This is a genomic window from Oligoflexus sp., assembly GCF_035638955.1.
Classification (GTDB): domain Bacteria; phylum Bdellovibrionota_B; class Oligoflexia; order Oligoflexales; family Oligoflexaceae; genus Oligoflexus.
On the sequence record NZ_DASQYZ010000124.1, the window covers coordinates 42701 to 57350 of the forward strand.

15 protein-coding genes are annotated in these 14650 nt (G+C 53.3%); 7 read left to right on the forward strand and 8 right to left on the reverse strand.

What is annotated here, in order from left to right; genetic code table 11:
• Positions 1-17 precede the first annotated feature (17 nt).
• Positions 18-1010 (forward strand): DUF4097 family beta strand repeat-containing protein, encoded by a 993-nt coding sequence (locus tag VE954_RS12105; RefSeq protein ID WP_324953028.1) that lies wholly within the window; start codon positions 18-20, stop codon positions 1008-1010.
• A 64-nt stretch (positions 1011-1074) separates the two neighbouring features.
• Positions 1075-1221 carry a hypothetical protein gene (locus VE954_RS12110; RefSeq protein ID WP_324953030.1) on the forward strand — a complete coding sequence of 49 codons (147 nt, stop codon included), beginning with the start codon at positions 1075-1077 and terminating at the stop codon, positions 1219-1221.
• 18 nt (positions 1222-1239) lie between these two features.
• Here VE954_RS12110 and VE954_RS12115 read toward each other — a convergent pair whose 3' ends face one another.
• The 7 genes from VE954_RS12115 to VE954_RS12145 all read right to left on the reverse strand — a co-directional run bounded on the left by VE954_RS12115 (position 1240) and on the right by VE954_RS12145 (position 8696).
• Complete coding sequence (locus tag VE954_RS12115) at positions 1240-1992, reverse strand: hypothetical protein (protein WP_324953032.1); 753 nt, start codon at positions 1990-1992, stop codon at positions 1240-1242.
• A gap of 201 nt (positions 1993-2193) precedes the next feature.
• Positions 2194-2391 carry a hypothetical protein gene (locus tag VE954_RS12120; RefSeq protein WP_324953033.1) on the reverse strand — a complete coding sequence of 66 codons (198 nt, stop codon included), beginning with the start codon at positions 2389-2391 and terminating at the stop codon, positions 2194-2196.
• 65 nt (positions 2392-2456) lie between these two features.
• Positions 2457-3812, reverse strand: a complete 1356-nt coding sequence (locus tag VE954_RS12125; RefSeq protein ID WP_324953034.1) for a S8 family serine peptidase — start codon at positions 3810-3812, stop codon at positions 2457-2459.
• 111 nt (positions 3813-3923) lie between these two features.
• A complete protein-coding gene (locus VE954_RS12130) occupies positions 3924-4637 on the reverse strand; it encodes an acetoacetate decarboxylase family protein (RefSeq protein WP_324953036.1) in 714 nt (237 codons plus the stop codon).
• Positions 4609-5619, reverse strand: a complete 1011-nt coding sequence (locus tag VE954_RS12135; RefSeq protein WP_324953038.1) for an alpha/beta hydrolase — start codon at positions 5617-5619, stop codon at positions 4609-4611. Before VE954_RS12135 ends, VE954_RS12130 begins: the two co-directional genes overlap by 29 nt.
• Position 5620: 1 nt before the next feature.
• The gene (locus VE954_RS12140) at positions 5621-7036 is read right to left on the reverse strand and encodes a flavin-containing monooxygenase (RefSeq protein ID WP_324953040.1); all 1416 of its coding nucleotides are present in this window, start codon (positions 7034-7036) and stop codon (positions 5621-5623) included.
• A gap of 64 nt (positions 7037-7100) precedes the next feature.
• Entirely contained in the window at positions 7101-8696 is a 1596-nt protein-coding gene (locus VE954_RS12145) for a GMC oxidoreductase (RefSeq protein WP_324953042.1), read from the reverse strand.
• A gap of 217 nt (positions 8697-8913) precedes the next feature.
• On the opposite strand from VE954_RS12145, the gene VE954_RS12150 reads away from it, so the two are divergent.
• Together VE954_RS12150 and VE954_RS12155 are read left to right on the forward strand one after the other, a co-directional pair.
• Complete coding sequence (locus VE954_RS12150) at positions 8914-9336, forward strand: hypothetical protein (RefSeq protein ID WP_324953044.1); 423 nt, start codon at positions 8914-8916, stop codon at positions 9334-9336.
• Between the two features lie 164 nt (positions 9337-9500).
• Positions 9501-10790, forward strand: a complete 1290-nt coding sequence (locus VE954_RS12155) for a hypothetical protein (RefSeq protein WP_324953046.1) — start codon at positions 9501-9503, stop codon at positions 10788-10790.
• 11 nt (positions 10791-10801) lie between these two features.
• Here VE954_RS12155 and VE954_RS12160 read toward each other — a convergent pair whose 3' ends face one another.
• A complete protein-coding gene (locus VE954_RS12160) occupies positions 10802-11224 on the reverse strand; it encodes a secondary thiamine-phosphate synthase enzyme YjbQ (protein ID WP_324953048.1) in 423 nt (140 codons plus the stop codon).
• 234 nt (positions 11225-11458) lie between these two features.
• Here VE954_RS12160 and VE954_RS12165 point away from each other — a divergent pair, with 234 nt between their 5' ends.
• The 3 genes from VE954_RS12165 to VE954_RS12175 all read left to right on the forward strand — a co-directional run bounded on the left by VE954_RS12165 (position 11459) and on the right by VE954_RS12175 (position 14640).
• Positions 11459-12343: a metallophosphoesterase family protein gene (locus VE954_RS12165; protein WP_324953050.1), complete on the forward strand. Its 885-nt coding sequence runs from the start codon at positions 11459-11461 to the stop codon at positions 12341-12343.
• Entirely contained in the window at positions 12291-12899 is a 609-nt protein-coding gene (locus VE954_RS12170; RefSeq protein WP_324953052.1) for a hypothetical protein, read from the forward strand. Before VE954_RS12165 ends, VE954_RS12170 begins: the two co-directional genes overlap by 53 nt.
• 193 nt (positions 12900-13092) lie before the next feature.
• Positions 13093-14640, forward strand: coding sequence for a Do family serine endopeptidase (locus VE954_RS12175; protein ID WP_324953054.1), 1548 nt, complete (start codon positions 13093-13095; stop codon positions 14638-14640).
• Positions 14641-14650: the final 10 nt, after the last annotated feature.

Here is a 14650-nt window from a genome sequence, read left to right on the forward strand (position 1 = left end):
AAAAGGAAGGAAAGACTATGGAAAACCGCATGAAAAACATCGCCATCGGCCTTGGGGCATTCACTTTGATTACCTTTGGTCTCGGTAAGTTCTTTGATTCCCGCTGTGCATCGAGTTGTATTGGCGAAGCCTTTGCCGCCAACACCAAAGACGGCCTCAACTTTAAAGGCCTGGAAGACTTGCACATCTTCGTGGGCGACGACGATAAGGACAGGCGCGGCGGCAAGACGATTCATATCTCCAACAGCGATAGCGGGGATTCGCTTGGTGGTGACGAAAATAACCCGTTGCGGAAGAAAGAGCCTCTGACGGAAAGTTTCACGGGTAAGGGTTTGAAAGATATCGAAATCAATTCCTATGTTACCGATTGGAAAATCACCGAGAGCGCGGATGATCAGATTCGCTTTGTGTTCACAGGCTACCTGCCGCCCAAAGAGTGGACGGTTATCGAATCCGTTGGCGAGCTGAAACTCGAAGTGACGAAAAAAGGCCCTCTGCAGGGCGAAATCCAGCTGCCCAAAGGTTTCGCGGGTGAGCTTGAATTCACTAACATCACGGGTAACATCAACGTTGAAAAACTGGCTCTGGCCGATTCCTTTGAAGTGACCAGCGTATCGGGTGACCTGACGCTGATGGCCGCTCCGACCAAAGAGTTGAGCATCAATACCGTGAGTGGCGATGTGAAATTGGAGCCTGGAATTTTGAATAAAGCCCTGGCTATCGACTACAACAGTGTCTCCGGTGATCTGAATGCGACCCTCAAGTCGGGCATCAAGAAATTCGAGGCGAATTCAGTCTCGGGAGATGTGAATTTCAAAGCGGCCAGGACAGTTGCCTTTAACTTTGAAATGGAAGGCGTGAGCGCCTCGTTTGAAGGCTTGCCGAGCTCAACCAAAACCGATGAAGGCTTTGGCCATCGCGGCGCCACGGGTTCCTTTGGCGAAGGCCCCAAAGGCGAGCTGACCTTCAATAGTGTCAGCGGTGATTTTAATCTGAAGCCTGCTGAATAAATCGTTCCCGTTCATGTTCTAAAAAACTGATCGTCCGTCACTGACTCTAACAAGGAGAAACAGTATGAACCTCTTTTTGCTCGGATTCGTCATTCAACTGGTGATTTTGTATGGAATGATCTTGTTTTCTGATTATCTCAGGGAAGCCGTGTCGAACCACTCGGCTGTTCAGCGGCAAAGGCCGGTCAAGGCTCGTCTCAAGAAACGTTAAGCGAGGCGTCGGACCCCCTTAGAGTTCGACTTCGATGGCCAGACTCAGTTCCTGCGAAGTTAATCGCACGCCTGGCAATTCGCGCTCACTGGTAAAGCCGGCATCATTGGCAAAGGAACTTGTGCCCGTTTCCTTCTCACGGATGGTGATGCCGCCTAAACTTTGGCTGTAACGATATTCCACAATGATGGCGGTTGTGGGTACGGGATACAGTTTGCAGCCGAGACTCGCATCGGCGTTCCAGAGCCGTGGATTATCCTGCCACTCCCGCTTCACGGCAAACCGATCCTGAGTCGCGGTCAAGCCCAGCGTTGGCGGCAAGGAACGTGATTCCACGCGATTGCTGATCAGTTTCAGATGGTGCTGGGAAAGACCCACGCGGGCAAACGGCATCCATCGATCCTGCACATTGGTCAGGACCTGGAGTCCAGCCTTGGGTGCCAGGTCTTCAATCTTTTGATCCGGACCCGGATAATAATAAGTCTGTGCCATTCCCACGTCCAAATAGACATAGGGGTAGTAGAGTTCGGTGCCCAGGCTCAGCTCATGACCCAGGCTGTTCAGAGCGGTCTGATCGGCACTGCGTGACTGACTTGTCACTTGCGGCGCGCCGTTCAGGTAGGCACCGTTCCAAACTGTGGGAACTTGGGCGCTGCGATGAGACAACTTAGCCAGGCTTTGATAGGCACGATACTGAAGTTGAAAGGCCTGCACTGCCGAACTCGTCACGAGACTGCTGAAACAGAGACAAGTTGAATATATGTAGCGCATGAAAGCTCCTTCGGCACGCAGGCCAAAGCTGCCATACTTCCCGGACGGCGACAATAGAAAGAAACCGCGAGTTGTGGCGCCAGGCCGCCAAGGTATGCGGGATCCAGTCCGGAAGAAACCGTCCTCAGGGTTTAATGCGCTCAGAGAGAAGATTGTGACGGAAGAAGTCGTCCCCAAGGTTGGGGACGCTGACAGCAGGAGTTAGGCTTTCAGGAGTTCACGGCGCAGGTTTTCCAGATCATGAGCCCGAGCCTTGGCGTCGATCTTGCCCTTTTTGCCATTCTTTGTCGTGATTTGAAAGCCGGTGATGACAGGCGTACCAGCGATTTTTACAGTCGCTACAGCTTTGACAGCGACGCCTCTATTTTCAAACCAGCGTTTGATTTTTGCGGGACCCATAATTCTGCCTCCTGAAAGGGATGTCTCCCCCTCTTTTCGGCAGGAGGCAGGGAAATCTTAGATTCCTAGCGTTGACGGACCCTCTGCAAAAGGGCATAAGCATCCACCACTCCACCCGCGATGGCCTTGTCCCCTACCGCCAAGGGCTGACCCTGGCTGTTGGTGGTTCGCACCGACTCCAGCATCAACGTGCGGATTTCACTCACGGTTAGTTCGGGAAATCGGGATATCATCAAAGCCGCGGTACCGGCTACAACCGGCGAGGCCATGCTGGTGCCGGAGAAAGCCGCATAGCTATCCCCAGGAACGGAGGAGTGAATATCCACACCAGGGGCGAAGAGATCGACACTGGATTTGCCATAATTGCTAAAAGACGCAAGGGGCGAATTCTCACCGCGGCCCACAGCCCCGACTTCCAGCCAACCGTCCTGAAAGGCCTGGGTCGTGTTGATGGCCCGTGACGGGAAAAAGACCGAACGATCCATATCATAGGCGGCGTTGCCTGCCGCGTGCACCAGCAAAACATTATGCTCATACGCATAAAGAAAAGCCTCCTGCACCTTGGTCGGGTCCATGGAAAAATCCTTGCCGAAGCTCATATTAATGACACGGGCGCCATGATCCACGGCATAGCGGACCGCATGATAAATATCCTTGTCATACTCATCACCATCGGGAACAGCACGAAGCACCATGATGCGGGCACGATCGGCGATGCCATCGATCCCAACCGAATTATTGCGGTTGGCGGCAATGATACCAGCCACGTGCGTGCCATGACCGGCCAGATCCAGAACTTTATTGTTGCCGTAGGCGGGATGGGCTGCATCGATAGGCGTGAAATCATTGGGATCGTCCGCCCTCTGCTCCCAATTCACATCATACTGAGGAGAGTTTGGGTTACGGGCTTTGCCGCGTTCATAGACTGTCTGCACATCCTGAAGGTAAGCCTGTTCGCTTGCACTCAGGCTTCGCTCCGCCTGCAGACGTGTCAGTCGACGCAACTCACGGGTGACTTCATAGGTTTCCATTTCGATCGTGGAACCATCGCCAGCCACCAGATAATTCCAGCCATGAATATCATCCACATAGCCGTTGCCATCATCATCGATGGCATTGTCAGGAATCTCCGACGGATTGGTCCAAAGATGATCCTTCAGGTCTTCATGCGTCACGCTCACGCCTGAATCAATGACAGCGACGATCACGTCATTCTCAAAGACGTCATCAGCATAAACCCGATCGATGTTGATGCCTCCGACCGTGCTGTCCAGGTTAAACCAATCATCGCCCGTCGCGCTATTGCCGGGCCAATCCCCAGTTTCGGGCGCCCGTTTTTTGGATTGCGATTTTCCGCAGGCCCCAAGCACACTCATTCCAAGCAAGAGGGTCAAACCGATTCGTATCGGGTATTGTGGCATGATTTTCCTCAGTTTGATGGCTGATGGACAAATGGTGAGGCAGGCTGAAAATTATTGCAAGAGTAATCGGAACGAGTGGGGGAACCTGATGGAGGACCCCCTGAATGACAGTCACTGACGGGCTTGAATCGCACCAATGAAGCCGCGGTCCCATGTTTCATTCGGAGCTTCGATCATCTGCGGCACCGGGAAGCGAATATGGAAGGGATCCACACGCAGGCCAATCAAAGGTTTTTTCGGCGTAATATCTGGAAAAATATCGCCGTTGATCTGTAGATTTTCGAGCTTCGCCAGATGGCCCAAACCATAGCCTTTGAATTTGGTCAGATAACGACGCCCTTCCCAAGTTTGCAAAAGAGGAAACGGCACCAGTGCGGTGTGAATGGGCAAGGGCAGACGGCTGTGACTCAGATCGGCTTTAAAAAACATCTGACCTTCGGGCGTTTGTACCTCCCAGCTCTGACGTCGTCCAGCCTTGGCTGTGATATGAAAATCCGCCAATTGCTTGGGAATGCCCCAGTTGGCTCGTCCACTCACGACGCTGGTCTGGGATGAAACCCAGATCCGACTGATGGCGTAATTCCGAAACTTGAGCCAGCAGAATTTCCCGGGAATCAAAAGCAATTCCCGATAAGGGCCGACATTGGATGTTTCATAGTCGACGAGCATCAAAGTGCCCAGGCCGCCCTGGAATTCTCCGCTCTGTTCGATCGGCATGAAATGGGCTTTGCTGGCCCAGTTCTTAGGGAAATTATACAGGAACATATAACCGTTGCCCTTAAGCTGCCAGGGCGCTTCAACGACTTGCGGTGTTGGATTGTCCATCCTGGTTGTCCTTCGTGGTTGGCTGATGTTGGTGAAACATATCCTGCAGGAAACCCACACATTCCCGAGCCGCAGCGAGGGCTTCAGGAACACGAAGCAAATTCACAAAAGCATGAATCATGTTAGAAAAGATGCGAAGGGTCACGGGCACACCGGCGCTCTGCAGACGTTTGGCATACTCACGTCCTTCATCCAAAAGCACATCGCAGCTGGCAAGTCCGATAAAGGTTGGCGGCAGGCCACGCAGGTCCTGACAGTGCAGAGGCGCAATATCATGATGATCGTGCTGGCCAGCGGCTCGGTACTGAAGGATGAACCAATCCATGAGCGAGCGCGTGAGCATGAAGCCTGACGCATATTTTTGGTAGGAGATCGTATTCTGCGCAAAATCTGTCACGGGATACATGAGCAGCTGCGCATCCGGCAGCGTTTCCCCGCGATCACGTCGGCGTCGGCACAGAATGGTGGCCAGGTTCCCGCCCGCGCTGTCCCCTGCCACCACGATGGGTTGATCCTGCCAGCCCCAGATCTCTCTTTGTTCCTGCAGCCATTGAAAGGCCATGTCGGCGTCTTCAACAGCGGCTGGGTAAGGATGCTCGGGAGCCCGCCGGTAATCGAGTGAAAAAACACTGCACTGGGCTTCATCCGCGATCAGTTCACAAAACCCTCGATGCGATCGACTGCTGCCTAAAACCCAGCCGCCTCCATGAAGGTAAAGCACAACCGGTTTGGGTCCCGTATTGCCACGCGGTTCCCAGCGCCGCAGCGTGACCCGCACTTGAGGAAAGGGAGCCAGCCGTGTTTCGATCAGCCGCGGATTGCGACGGGGATTGGTCAACTGCGACGCCCGTTCCATGAGATAACGGCTGACGGGTAAAGGCAAACGCTCGAATCGCGGCATGAACTGGTTGCCACGGAGCAGGCGCCTGATGCCCGGCGCCAGATCCTCATGCGTGTGATAAGTCCATGGCTGTTTGTTCACATCAGGCTCGTACCGTCGTGGGAAACGTCGCCGGCAAAGCCTGAGGCACTTCCGAGAAGCGTTTCGCGCGTTTCAAGCCCGCCTGCAGTTCCTTACGAAGATCGTAGGTATACTCCAGACAGTTGATCTGGATCGTGTGCCGCTGCGATTTCACATAACGGGACTTCATCATTTCATGCTCGGCAAGCATAACTTTTTCCATCGATTCCTTGTCCGGGAGACGGTATTTGCCCAGCAGATAATCGCCCATGAAAGACGATTGCAGCTCGGCGATCGGCATGATGGAACACAGCGGCTGGACTAAACCCAGAAACATCAGGTTATCATAACGTGGGGTGATCATGCGTTTGAAGAGAGGCAGATCATTATTCTCATAGGGCAGAACGTTTTTTTCAAAGAAGGGAAAACTGATTTTGTAACCGGTCGCATAGATAATGGCATCGATTTTTTCCACCGAGCCATCGACAAACTGCACATGATCACCCTGCAGTTCCTTGATGTTGGGCTTGGGTTTGATATCACCGCTGCCGAGACGGATGTGCACTTCACTGGAGATGGTGGGGTGCGACATGCCGAAATCATGCTTGGGTTTGGGGAGACCATAATCTTCCGGCCGACCCACAGCCTTTCTGATCTTCCACGCAATGACGGGAAAGGCCATTTTTTCAAAGAGATGGTAAGGGACGATGTGTTCCCACCAGCGAGGCTTTTGGCCGGGATGGCGTAAAAATCCATCAGAGGGTTTGCTGCCAAAAAACTTGGGCATGATATGCGCGCCGGAACGGACGGAGAGAAACACATTTTTTGCGACCCCGCGATTCCCCAGTTCGCAGGCGATATCCATAGCGGAGTTGCCCATGCCGACGACCAGAACATTTTTACCGATCATGTCATGCGGATCGGTCGGATCCATATAGGCATGCGAGTGCATGGTGATGCCGTTGAATTGTCCAGGAAAGGCCGGTTCAGGCCAGCGTGCATCCCAATGGTGGCCGTTGGCCACGATCACAGCATCATAAATAGGGCGATGACCCGTGGAGAGAGTCAGCTGCCATTTGCCATCCTGAAGAGGTTCGGCTTTTTTCACTTCCGTATTGAACGTGATATTCTCTTTCAATCGAAAATGGTTCAAAAAGGAATCAAAGTACTCCGCGATCTGACTATGATGCGGAAACGTCGGGAAATGTTTGGGCATGGGGTAGCAGACAAATTCCATCTGCTGACGCGAGGTATTGATATGCAGGGAGCGATACGCCGCCGACATTCCATTGTCATTTTTGAAGACCCAATTGCCGCCGGCCTTGCTGCCTTTTTCAAAGCAGTCAAAGGGTATGCCGCGAACTTTCAATTCGCGACAGGCGATCATGCCGCTGGAACCTGCGCCGATGATGGCAACCTTTGGTAATGTCCTTGTCATGTTTTGCACCCCAATAAAAAAGATATAGCATGGCTCATGAATCCCGGTGGCAGAACCGGGAGCATCAGCTCTGGTCTTTAGGCGGAATAAAACTCATGGCGCGTTCGGCCAACGCGGTGATGGTTAACGAGGGATTGACGCCAGGATTCGCGGATACCGCTGATCCATCGACCACATAGAGGCCGTCGTAGCCGAAGATGCGATGCTGATGATCGATCACGCCTTCTTCGGCTCTATCGCCCATGCAGCAGCCACCGAGGATATGCGCCGTGGAGGCGATCCCAAAGACGGATTCAGTGAAGACATTGGCAAGCAGACCATCGACTTTTCTGGCAAAGATTTTGGCCAGCTGTGTGGCCTCTTCCATAAAGGCGAGCGGCTTTTTCCCGTCGGCACCCAAGGTGGTGCCCATCGTGCTTTTAAAGGCGAACCAGGGCCTTTTCTTCATCACAAAACTGAGCGTTCCGTCGAGACTTCTCATATAAAGCAGGATCTGGGTTTGCTTGCCAAAATTAGGCTTCAGGATGACTTTGAGCCAGCGCATCGGTTCCACAGCGAAAGCTGTGGACATGGCCAGGCTACGGCTCCATACGTTGGCGCCTGGTGCATGCGGCGCCATCAGCAACCGGAAAAATCCTGAGCCGCCCCCATAGCGGACCGGTTCCAGATGCGAATGTTCGTCGGTATGAATGATCGAACTGATCGCCAGACCTTTGGAGAAATTATATTTGGAATCACTCGTGACAACGCCGATGATGGATTCGTTGTTAGTCCGTACGAACTGGCCCAAGGCCGACGACAATTGCGGCAGCCCTTTGGGATTCTGGCGCATTTTCAGAAGAAGCTCGACCGTTCCCAACACGCCGCCGCTGAATACGACCTTTTTGGTTCTGATCTTTTCCGTGGCCGAGCGGAGCCATCCCTTACGACGCCGAACAGTCAACTCATAACTCTGGTCTGGCAAAGGTTTGACCGCAATCACCTTGGAGTCGGGTTGAATCGTGGCGCCTTTTTTTTCAGCCAGGTACAGATAATTCTTATCCAAAGTGTTTTTGGCCCCGACCCGGCATCCGGTCATGCAGGCTCCACAGAAAGTACAGCCCGTCCGCGCGGGACCTTCACCCTGAAAATAAGGATCGGCGACGGTTTTACCCGGTGTTCCGAAAAATACGCCGACATCCGTCGCTTGGAATTTATCCTTGCAGTGGATCTCTTCCGCAATCTCTTCCATGACTTTGTCGGTCAAGGTGAAATGCTGATTGGTAGCGACACCCAGCATGCGTCTGGCGGTGTCATAAAAAGGCAAAAGCTGCTGTTTCCAGTCGGCAAGATGGGACCATGAGGGGGCTTTGAAAAACCCATCTTTAGGCACGGGCAGAGTATTGGCGTAGACCAGGGAGCCTCCCCCGACACCGACGCCCGAGTAAACAGTAATATTACTAAAAAGCGACATCTTGAACGGGCCGAGAAAATTCAGAAATGGAAGCCACATCCAGCGCTTGATATTCCAATTTGTGCGCGGAAAATCACGAGCTTCGAACCGACGCCCCTGCTCGAGAACTTTGACTGTATAACCCTTCTCGGCCAACCGCAGAGCCGAAACGCTACCGCCAAACCCAGAACCGATTATGACAAAATCAAAAGCCGCACCCTGACTCATCCTGAAAGCCTCACTTTTACTTGGAAAGACGATGCATGCTATCGCAAGGCGTGCGCGTGTCAAATGAAAAAGACAGAAGTCGTGAGATTGCAATGGGGGATGGGTGGCCTCTTACAGAAAAAATAAATGCTTTGTTCGGAAGGCAATTTATAAGCCGGCTTCTGTTGCCTGTCGGATTGAAGTATAAAAGGGCCAGCAGGCAGGAGGATCGAATCTTATGCAACGAAAATCAGTCTTACCCTTTGCGTTTGTCCTTGGCATTGCAGCCGTCTGGACCATGCTGACCCGAGGGGGTGATGACGCCACCTTGCCCGTCATAACCCTGCCCCGCGCGAGTCAAACGCAAACGACCACAACCGTTACGGCGAGCGAGACCAGAGACGAAGCCCGAGAAAAGCACCTTGAAAACATCCTGACAAAAAAGGATTCGGTGAAAGTTCACTCGATTGTGTGCGCAGGTGCAACCTGCACGATTGAAGCTTCCCCCCACAGCGATCCAGCCGCTTTGCGCTCTGATATGCAAAAACTTCTAGTCGAAAACCCTGGCTTGGGTGACTCCATGGACGAGCAGACGCATCACGATCAGGGTGATCGCATGACATTCGTGATCCAGCGGCCGATGCCAGCGGGTGTTGAATAATTCTGACAAGCTGACCAGAAATTTTGCGGATTTTCCCAGGATAAACCGACTGCTTCGTCCGGTGAGTTTAGCTTTCATGTGCGAAAACAACCCTTTGCCCAAGCGCCTCCGTATGGCCTTTGTTTTGCACTATCGTGACAAACGAGTGCACACAGGAGACGGCTATGGGACGGTTTTCGCAAACTATGTTTGTCATTGTGAGTTTCACGTTGGCAAGCTCCTGCAAAGAATTACAGCAAGGTTCGAAAAAATCTGCACCTATATTTCAAGCGCCACCGGCGGCAGCCACCTCGGGCAATCAGGAACGTGCGCCCACAGATCCAGCCAATGCTGTGAAAACATCCGAACCAGCTTTGGCGAAACTTGCTGGATATCCGGATACGAAAAGCCCAAATTCTCAGTATGATATCAGCGTCACAGGCGTTGCCGAATACAAATGGAAAATGGTCGATGCTCTGACTGAGTGTCAGCAGTCGTCGGGCTATTCCAATTATGCTCCTGCGAATACACCCATTAAACTGGATCTCGCCAGTCGGAAAGATAGCCCTGCGATCGTTGCGCTTTGTGTCATTGGCAAGAATGCAGCGGGTGACGAGCAGGATTATGCAACGATGGCCAGCTGGGTTTGGACACCTGAGCTCCCCAGCATGAGCAATACGATTGATATGATCGAAGGCAATAACGAAATCAAAATTACGCCCCAAGCACCGACTGGCAATTGGCTGGTCGTGCGGAGTCGGGAGCCGCTATCTGCCCTGCCCGAAGACGGCAAGGAATATGCTGCAAACCAGCCGCTTGGCAACGGAACCGTAATGGTGGCTGGCCCGATGGCGGAATTTATCGATAAGTCCGTGAAAAATGAAGAGAGCTGGAACTACACCTTCATTGCCTATAACAGCTCCCGGCGCTTTTCGATTCCGGTCACCAGGAGCATGACGCTGAGCAAGCAGCAGCTGCTTTGGGTCCAGAATAATCTGGTCCAGGCCGGTCAGGTGGCTTTGGAAGCCCGCGCCGCCAATAAACGCTATATCTGCCGTGCCCGGCATACGGATCCTGCCACCGGCCAAACCCGTGGATTGCAGCCTGGCTCGATGTTCACGGCTAACAATGATCTCAAAGCCGGCAATTGCTTTTATGAGTATGGTGGTGTCGTCTATCGGAGCATCAATTACGAATTGCTCATGGCCAATAAAGGCAATCCTGTCGATCTGATTCGCTGGGCCCGAGGCGCGGCCAATGCCACCGCCACGACCATTCCCAACGGCTCCATTATCGCCGGCACGGATGATACGGGCGCCACGCAGGGACCGGCTCTTTTCATTTGTCTGACAGTGAATGCGCAGATTTCCGGAAAGGCCGGAACCCATCTGCCCAATGGTTGCCGATCCTATGTGGGCAATAACAATGGAACGCCGTCGGTCAGCGTTAACTTTGATGTGCTGGCCCTTAAGTAAGCGAAGGGCGCTCAGGAGCGCCCGTAAATCGTGCACACGATCTCGCGGTTATGGCCAAGACTCCGATGCTCGCAAAGGTAAATGCCCTGCCATGTGCCGAGCAGTAATTTTCCCTGGTTGATGGGAATCTGCAAACTGACTCCCATTAAAGACGATTTCACATGAGCCGGCATATCATCTTTGCCTTCGGCCGTATGGCGAAAATCCAATCGATCGGGCACGATATGATGGAGCGCCATATCAAGGTCGCGCCTGACATCAGAATCAGCGTTTTCATTGATGGTCAGCGAGGCCGAGGTATGACGCAGGAATAGGTGTAAAAACCCCACTTGAATTCTGGCCAGACCGAGGCAGGCTTTCACAATGCTGTCTGTGATCAAGATGCTGCGACCCGCGCTGGACTCGATTGTAACCGTAGTTTGCTCCCAATCCATAGATCACCCCCCTAGGCAAACGTATGCTGCGCCGGGCCTCAGCTTATACGAAGGCCGACCGGGGCACAACCTTTGCCAAGTCATTGTGAGGGTCTTTTTTCCAATGTGGGCATTTCAGTGATTGCCCAAACCCCCTCGACCCAGTAAAATTTACTTACCGCAATAAAGTAACAGCCATCAGCGAAGCCTGCTGCATTCAGCAGCCTTATCCCACGGCTCAACCCGGAGGCGGTTTTGAAAAAACTGCAGACGTTTTTTAATGTTTATCTGGCCCTGGTCCTTGCGACCTGCGGTACCTCGGAACGTTCCACCACGGACCAGCTTCCGAGTGGTGCCGAATATTATTTCAGCATCTTTGGTGACAGTCGCGATGGCAACGATATGTATTCCGTTCTGCAGAATCGCTCGGTTATGGTCGGCATGCCTCGAGCGGCTGTGCATCTGGGTGATATGATTTCCACCCATCAGAGTTCCGAGCAGTGGCCATCCTTCGTGGCTTTGACGGAAACCTATTACCAAGCCCAGAAGTTCTACCCTGTTATCGGCAATCATGATGTGGGTGATGCCCGGAGTTACGATCTCTTTCTTGCGGTTTTTCCCCAGCTGGCCCAGCCGGGATATGAAGTCGAGCAGATAGGCGAATGTTTCTGCATTTTCACCAATTCCGAAGATCTTGAAGTCAAACCGGGCGTGATTGGGCCGACGCAGCTGGCCTGGCTCGAGGCTCAGCTCAGTTCCGAAGCCGCTCAAAAAGCTCGCTTCCGTATGGTCTTCACGCACCGGCCTCCGTTTCCTCAGCATCATCATCGCGATAAACCGCTCCAGCCGACGGATACTTTGCACCAGCTCTTTCAAACCTATAAGGTGACCGCTGTCATTGCTGGTCATGAACATAGCTACTCCCGTCTGGAAAAAGACGGCATCACCTATGTCGTCAGTGGAGGAGCCGGCTCGCCGCTTCACACGTCGGCAGGTCCTGATGCTGCTTTCTATCATTATATTCAGGTCTCACTCCTGAATTCAGCTTTGCAATTCCGAACCATTGATCACACGGGAAAGATTCGCGATGACTTCAAGATCGAACTGCCTCCGTCTTCTGATTCTGCTGCTGGCCTGTAACGCGCACAAGGCTTTGGCATATGAAGTGGGTCTCTCGGTTGGGCAATACGAACCGTTTGATGGCGTCGTCAACGGCGTCTATCAGGATGATGCGCCCAGCTACCTTCTGCGTCTGGGCGTGCCTCGCGACAATGGCCTGAGTTGGTCATCGACACTGGTGTATTATGAATTCAAGAATCGTGTCGCCAATCTGGAAAACGACGTGCGCCTGACGGCTCTTCACAGCGGTTTTCGCAAGACGTTTCTGGAGGGTGATACGGAACGTCTCTTGGGAGTGGAACCGTTTTTTGGCGCCAGCGCCGGTGTGGTTTCGCTGTTTGTTCAACCGGAAAATAATTCGACCGACACTGCCTACAGTGAACAGGCCCGGCATGGATTTTCTTCATCGTGGGAAGTTGGCACGCAGTTCAAAAGCCGACTTGTACGCAATGTGGATTGGGAAATTAAGATGACCGACCTGGCGGTAGGACGCAAGCTTTTCGGGAACATGAATATGGGCGGTCGCATTGTGTCGTTTGGGTTTCAATACAACTTTTCTGCGGATACGGCGCATTAATCAGCAGCAGTCGTAGCGGATACTTGCATGAGCCGGCAGCCGCCGCGGAGGCCGCAGGCCGATCTGCATAAACCCGCAGGTTGCCGCAGAATTATGTAGGGTCTTTCACTGGCTGGACTTTTGACGAAGGAGGCATAAAGTTAACCCGGTGGCAGGAGCGGCCAATCGCTCATGACTATCGGGAGGGCTTTCTATGCCGTTGATTCTGGATCTCTTGCAACGCCGCCGCATTCTGCTGAGTGGTGTCTTCGTCTTTCTCCTCACATCCTGTACCAAAACTCCTGCTGTTAAACCAGAGGATCAGCCTCAAGCCCAGCCCACGCCAGCTGCCGCGGTCGTTCCTGCTGTATCGCCGGAACAAGCCTCACTTGCGGCACTGGAACATATATCGCGGGGCGTGGCGACCGTGGCCAATAAAGTCAATCAGGGTGTGGTGCTGGTCTCGACAGCGCGGATGGTTCGCGGCACGCCCTTTGAATCGGTGGACCTGTTCGAATTTTTCTTTGGACCCAATGCCACCCGACCCCGAGCCCCCACACAGGAGCCTCCTACGCTTCGGCAGGAAGGCCTGGGTTCCGGCTTTGTGATCAATGCCGAGCAAGGCTTGATCATGACCAGCAATCATGTCGTTGAAGGCGCCGATGAAATCAACGTCAAACTCCCCAGTGGTCGCCAATTCCCAGCCAAAGTCGTGGGTCGTGATGCACGCACTGATATCGCCCTGGTGAAAATCACTGTGCCTGATCTGGCCAAGGAAGGTCTGATTGCTCTGCCTTTTGCGGATTCTCTGCAGGCCAAGGTTGGTGATTTCGTTGTGGCCTTGGGGGCGCCTTTTGGTTTGGAAGCCAGCGTTTCGTTCGGGGTGATCTCGGCTACGGGTCGAGGCAATCTTAATATCACTGAGCTCGGTGACTTTATACAAACAGATGCGGCCATCAATCCAGGCAATAGCGGTGGCCCTCTGGTGAATATCGCGGGGCAGGTGGTGGGTGTGAATACAGCCATCTATTCGAGCTCGGGTGGCTATAATGGGATTGGCTTTGCGGTTCCTTCCAACCTGGCTCGTCGCATTGCCGATGAACTCACCAAGTCCGGTAAAGTGGAACGCGGCTACCTGGGTGTCCAATTGCAGCCCCTGGATACTAATCTTCTGGATGCCATGCGCGTTCCCGCCGGAACCGAAGGTGTTCTGGTCGCCAATGTTGCGGAAGCCAGTCCCGCGCGCACAGCCAATCTTCAAGCAGGTGACATCATCACGCGAGTGAATGAAACGCCTATCCGCAATCCAGCAGATCTGACCAACACTGTGGGTTTGATGGCGCCTGATTCAAAAATCAAGGTCACCGTCCTGCGCGCTAACACGCCCCAGGAGGTGGAGGTCCAGCTCGGCCGTTATCCGGAAGAGAATGTTGCAGCCGACCCTAAAACCAAAACACCTGTGGGTCCGCGATTGGATGAAGTTTATGGACTCAGTCTTTTGCCCATGAGCGAGGGCCTGGCGCGACAGCATGGGCTGGCCGGACGCAGCGGTCTTATTATCGAAGCGCTGGCGCCCGGATCGCTTGGAGAACAGGCCGGTCTTAAGATTGGCGATGCGATTTTAGCGGTGAACAATCAACCGGTCACCAGGGTCCGGGAATTCTGGGATCTTACGAAAGACCAGGAGCGCGTGCTTTTGCGTGTGGAACGACAGGGCTCGTTCTTCTTCACGACCTTGCATCGTTCCAAAGGGCAAAGCTGACATTCGCGAT

What these genes read in the sequence shown, in the direction of transcription:
- VE954_RS12140 (WP_324953040.1), bottom strand. Translation starts at nt 7,036, where the DNA reads ATGACAAGGACATTACCAAAGGTTGCCATCATCGGCGCAGGTTCCAGC.
- VE954_RS12155 (WP_324953046.1), top strand. Translation starts at nt 9,501, where the DNA reads ATGGGACGGTTTTCGCAAACTATGTTTGTCATTGTGAGTTTCACGTTG.
- VE954_RS12170 (WP_324953052.1), top strand. Translation starts at nt 12,291, where the DNA reads ATGACTTCAAGATCGAACTGCCTCCGTCTTCTGATTCTGCTGCTGGCC.
- VE954_RS12150 (WP_324953044.1), top strand. Translation starts at nt 8,914, where the DNA reads ATGCAACGAAAATCAGTCTTACCCTTTGCGTTTGTCCTTGGCATTGCA.
- VE954_RS12125 (WP_324953034.1), bottom strand. Translation starts at nt 3,812, where the DNA reads ATGCCACAATACCCGATACGAATCGGTTTGACCCTCTTGCTTGGAATG.
- VE954_RS12130 (WP_324953036.1), bottom strand. Translation starts at nt 4,637, where the DNA reads ATGGACAATCCAACACCGCAAGTCGTTGAAGCGCCCTGGCAGCTTAAG.
- VE954_RS12110 (WP_324953030.1), top strand. Translation starts at nt 1,075, where the DNA reads ATGAACCTCTTTTTGCTCGGATTCGTCATTCAACTGGTGATTTTGTAT.
- VE954_RS12105 (WP_324953028.1), top strand. Translation starts at nt 18, where the DNA reads ATGGAAAACCGCATGAAAAACATCGCCATCGGCCTTGGGGCATTCACT.
- VE954_RS12115 (WP_324953032.1), bottom strand. Translation starts at nt 1,992, where the DNA reads ATGCGCTACATATATTCAACTTGTCTCTGTTTCAGCAGTCTCGTGACG.
- VE954_RS12160 (WP_324953048.1), bottom strand. Translation starts at nt 11,224, where the DNA reads ATGGATTGGGAGCAAACTACGGTTACAATCGAGTCCAGCGCGGGTCGC.
- VE954_RS12120 (WP_324953033.1), bottom strand. Translation starts at nt 2,391, where the DNA reads ATGGGTCCCGCAAAAATCAAACGCTGGTTTGAAAATAGAGGCGTCGCT.
- VE954_RS12145 (WP_324953042.1), bottom strand. Translation starts at nt 8,696, where the DNA reads ATGAGTCAGGGTGCGGCTTTTGATTTTGTCATAATCGGTTCTGGGTTT.
- VE954_RS12175 (WP_324953054.1), top strand. Translation starts at nt 13,093, where the DNA reads ATGCCGTTGATTCTGGATCTCTTGCAACGCCGCCGCATTCTGCTGAGT.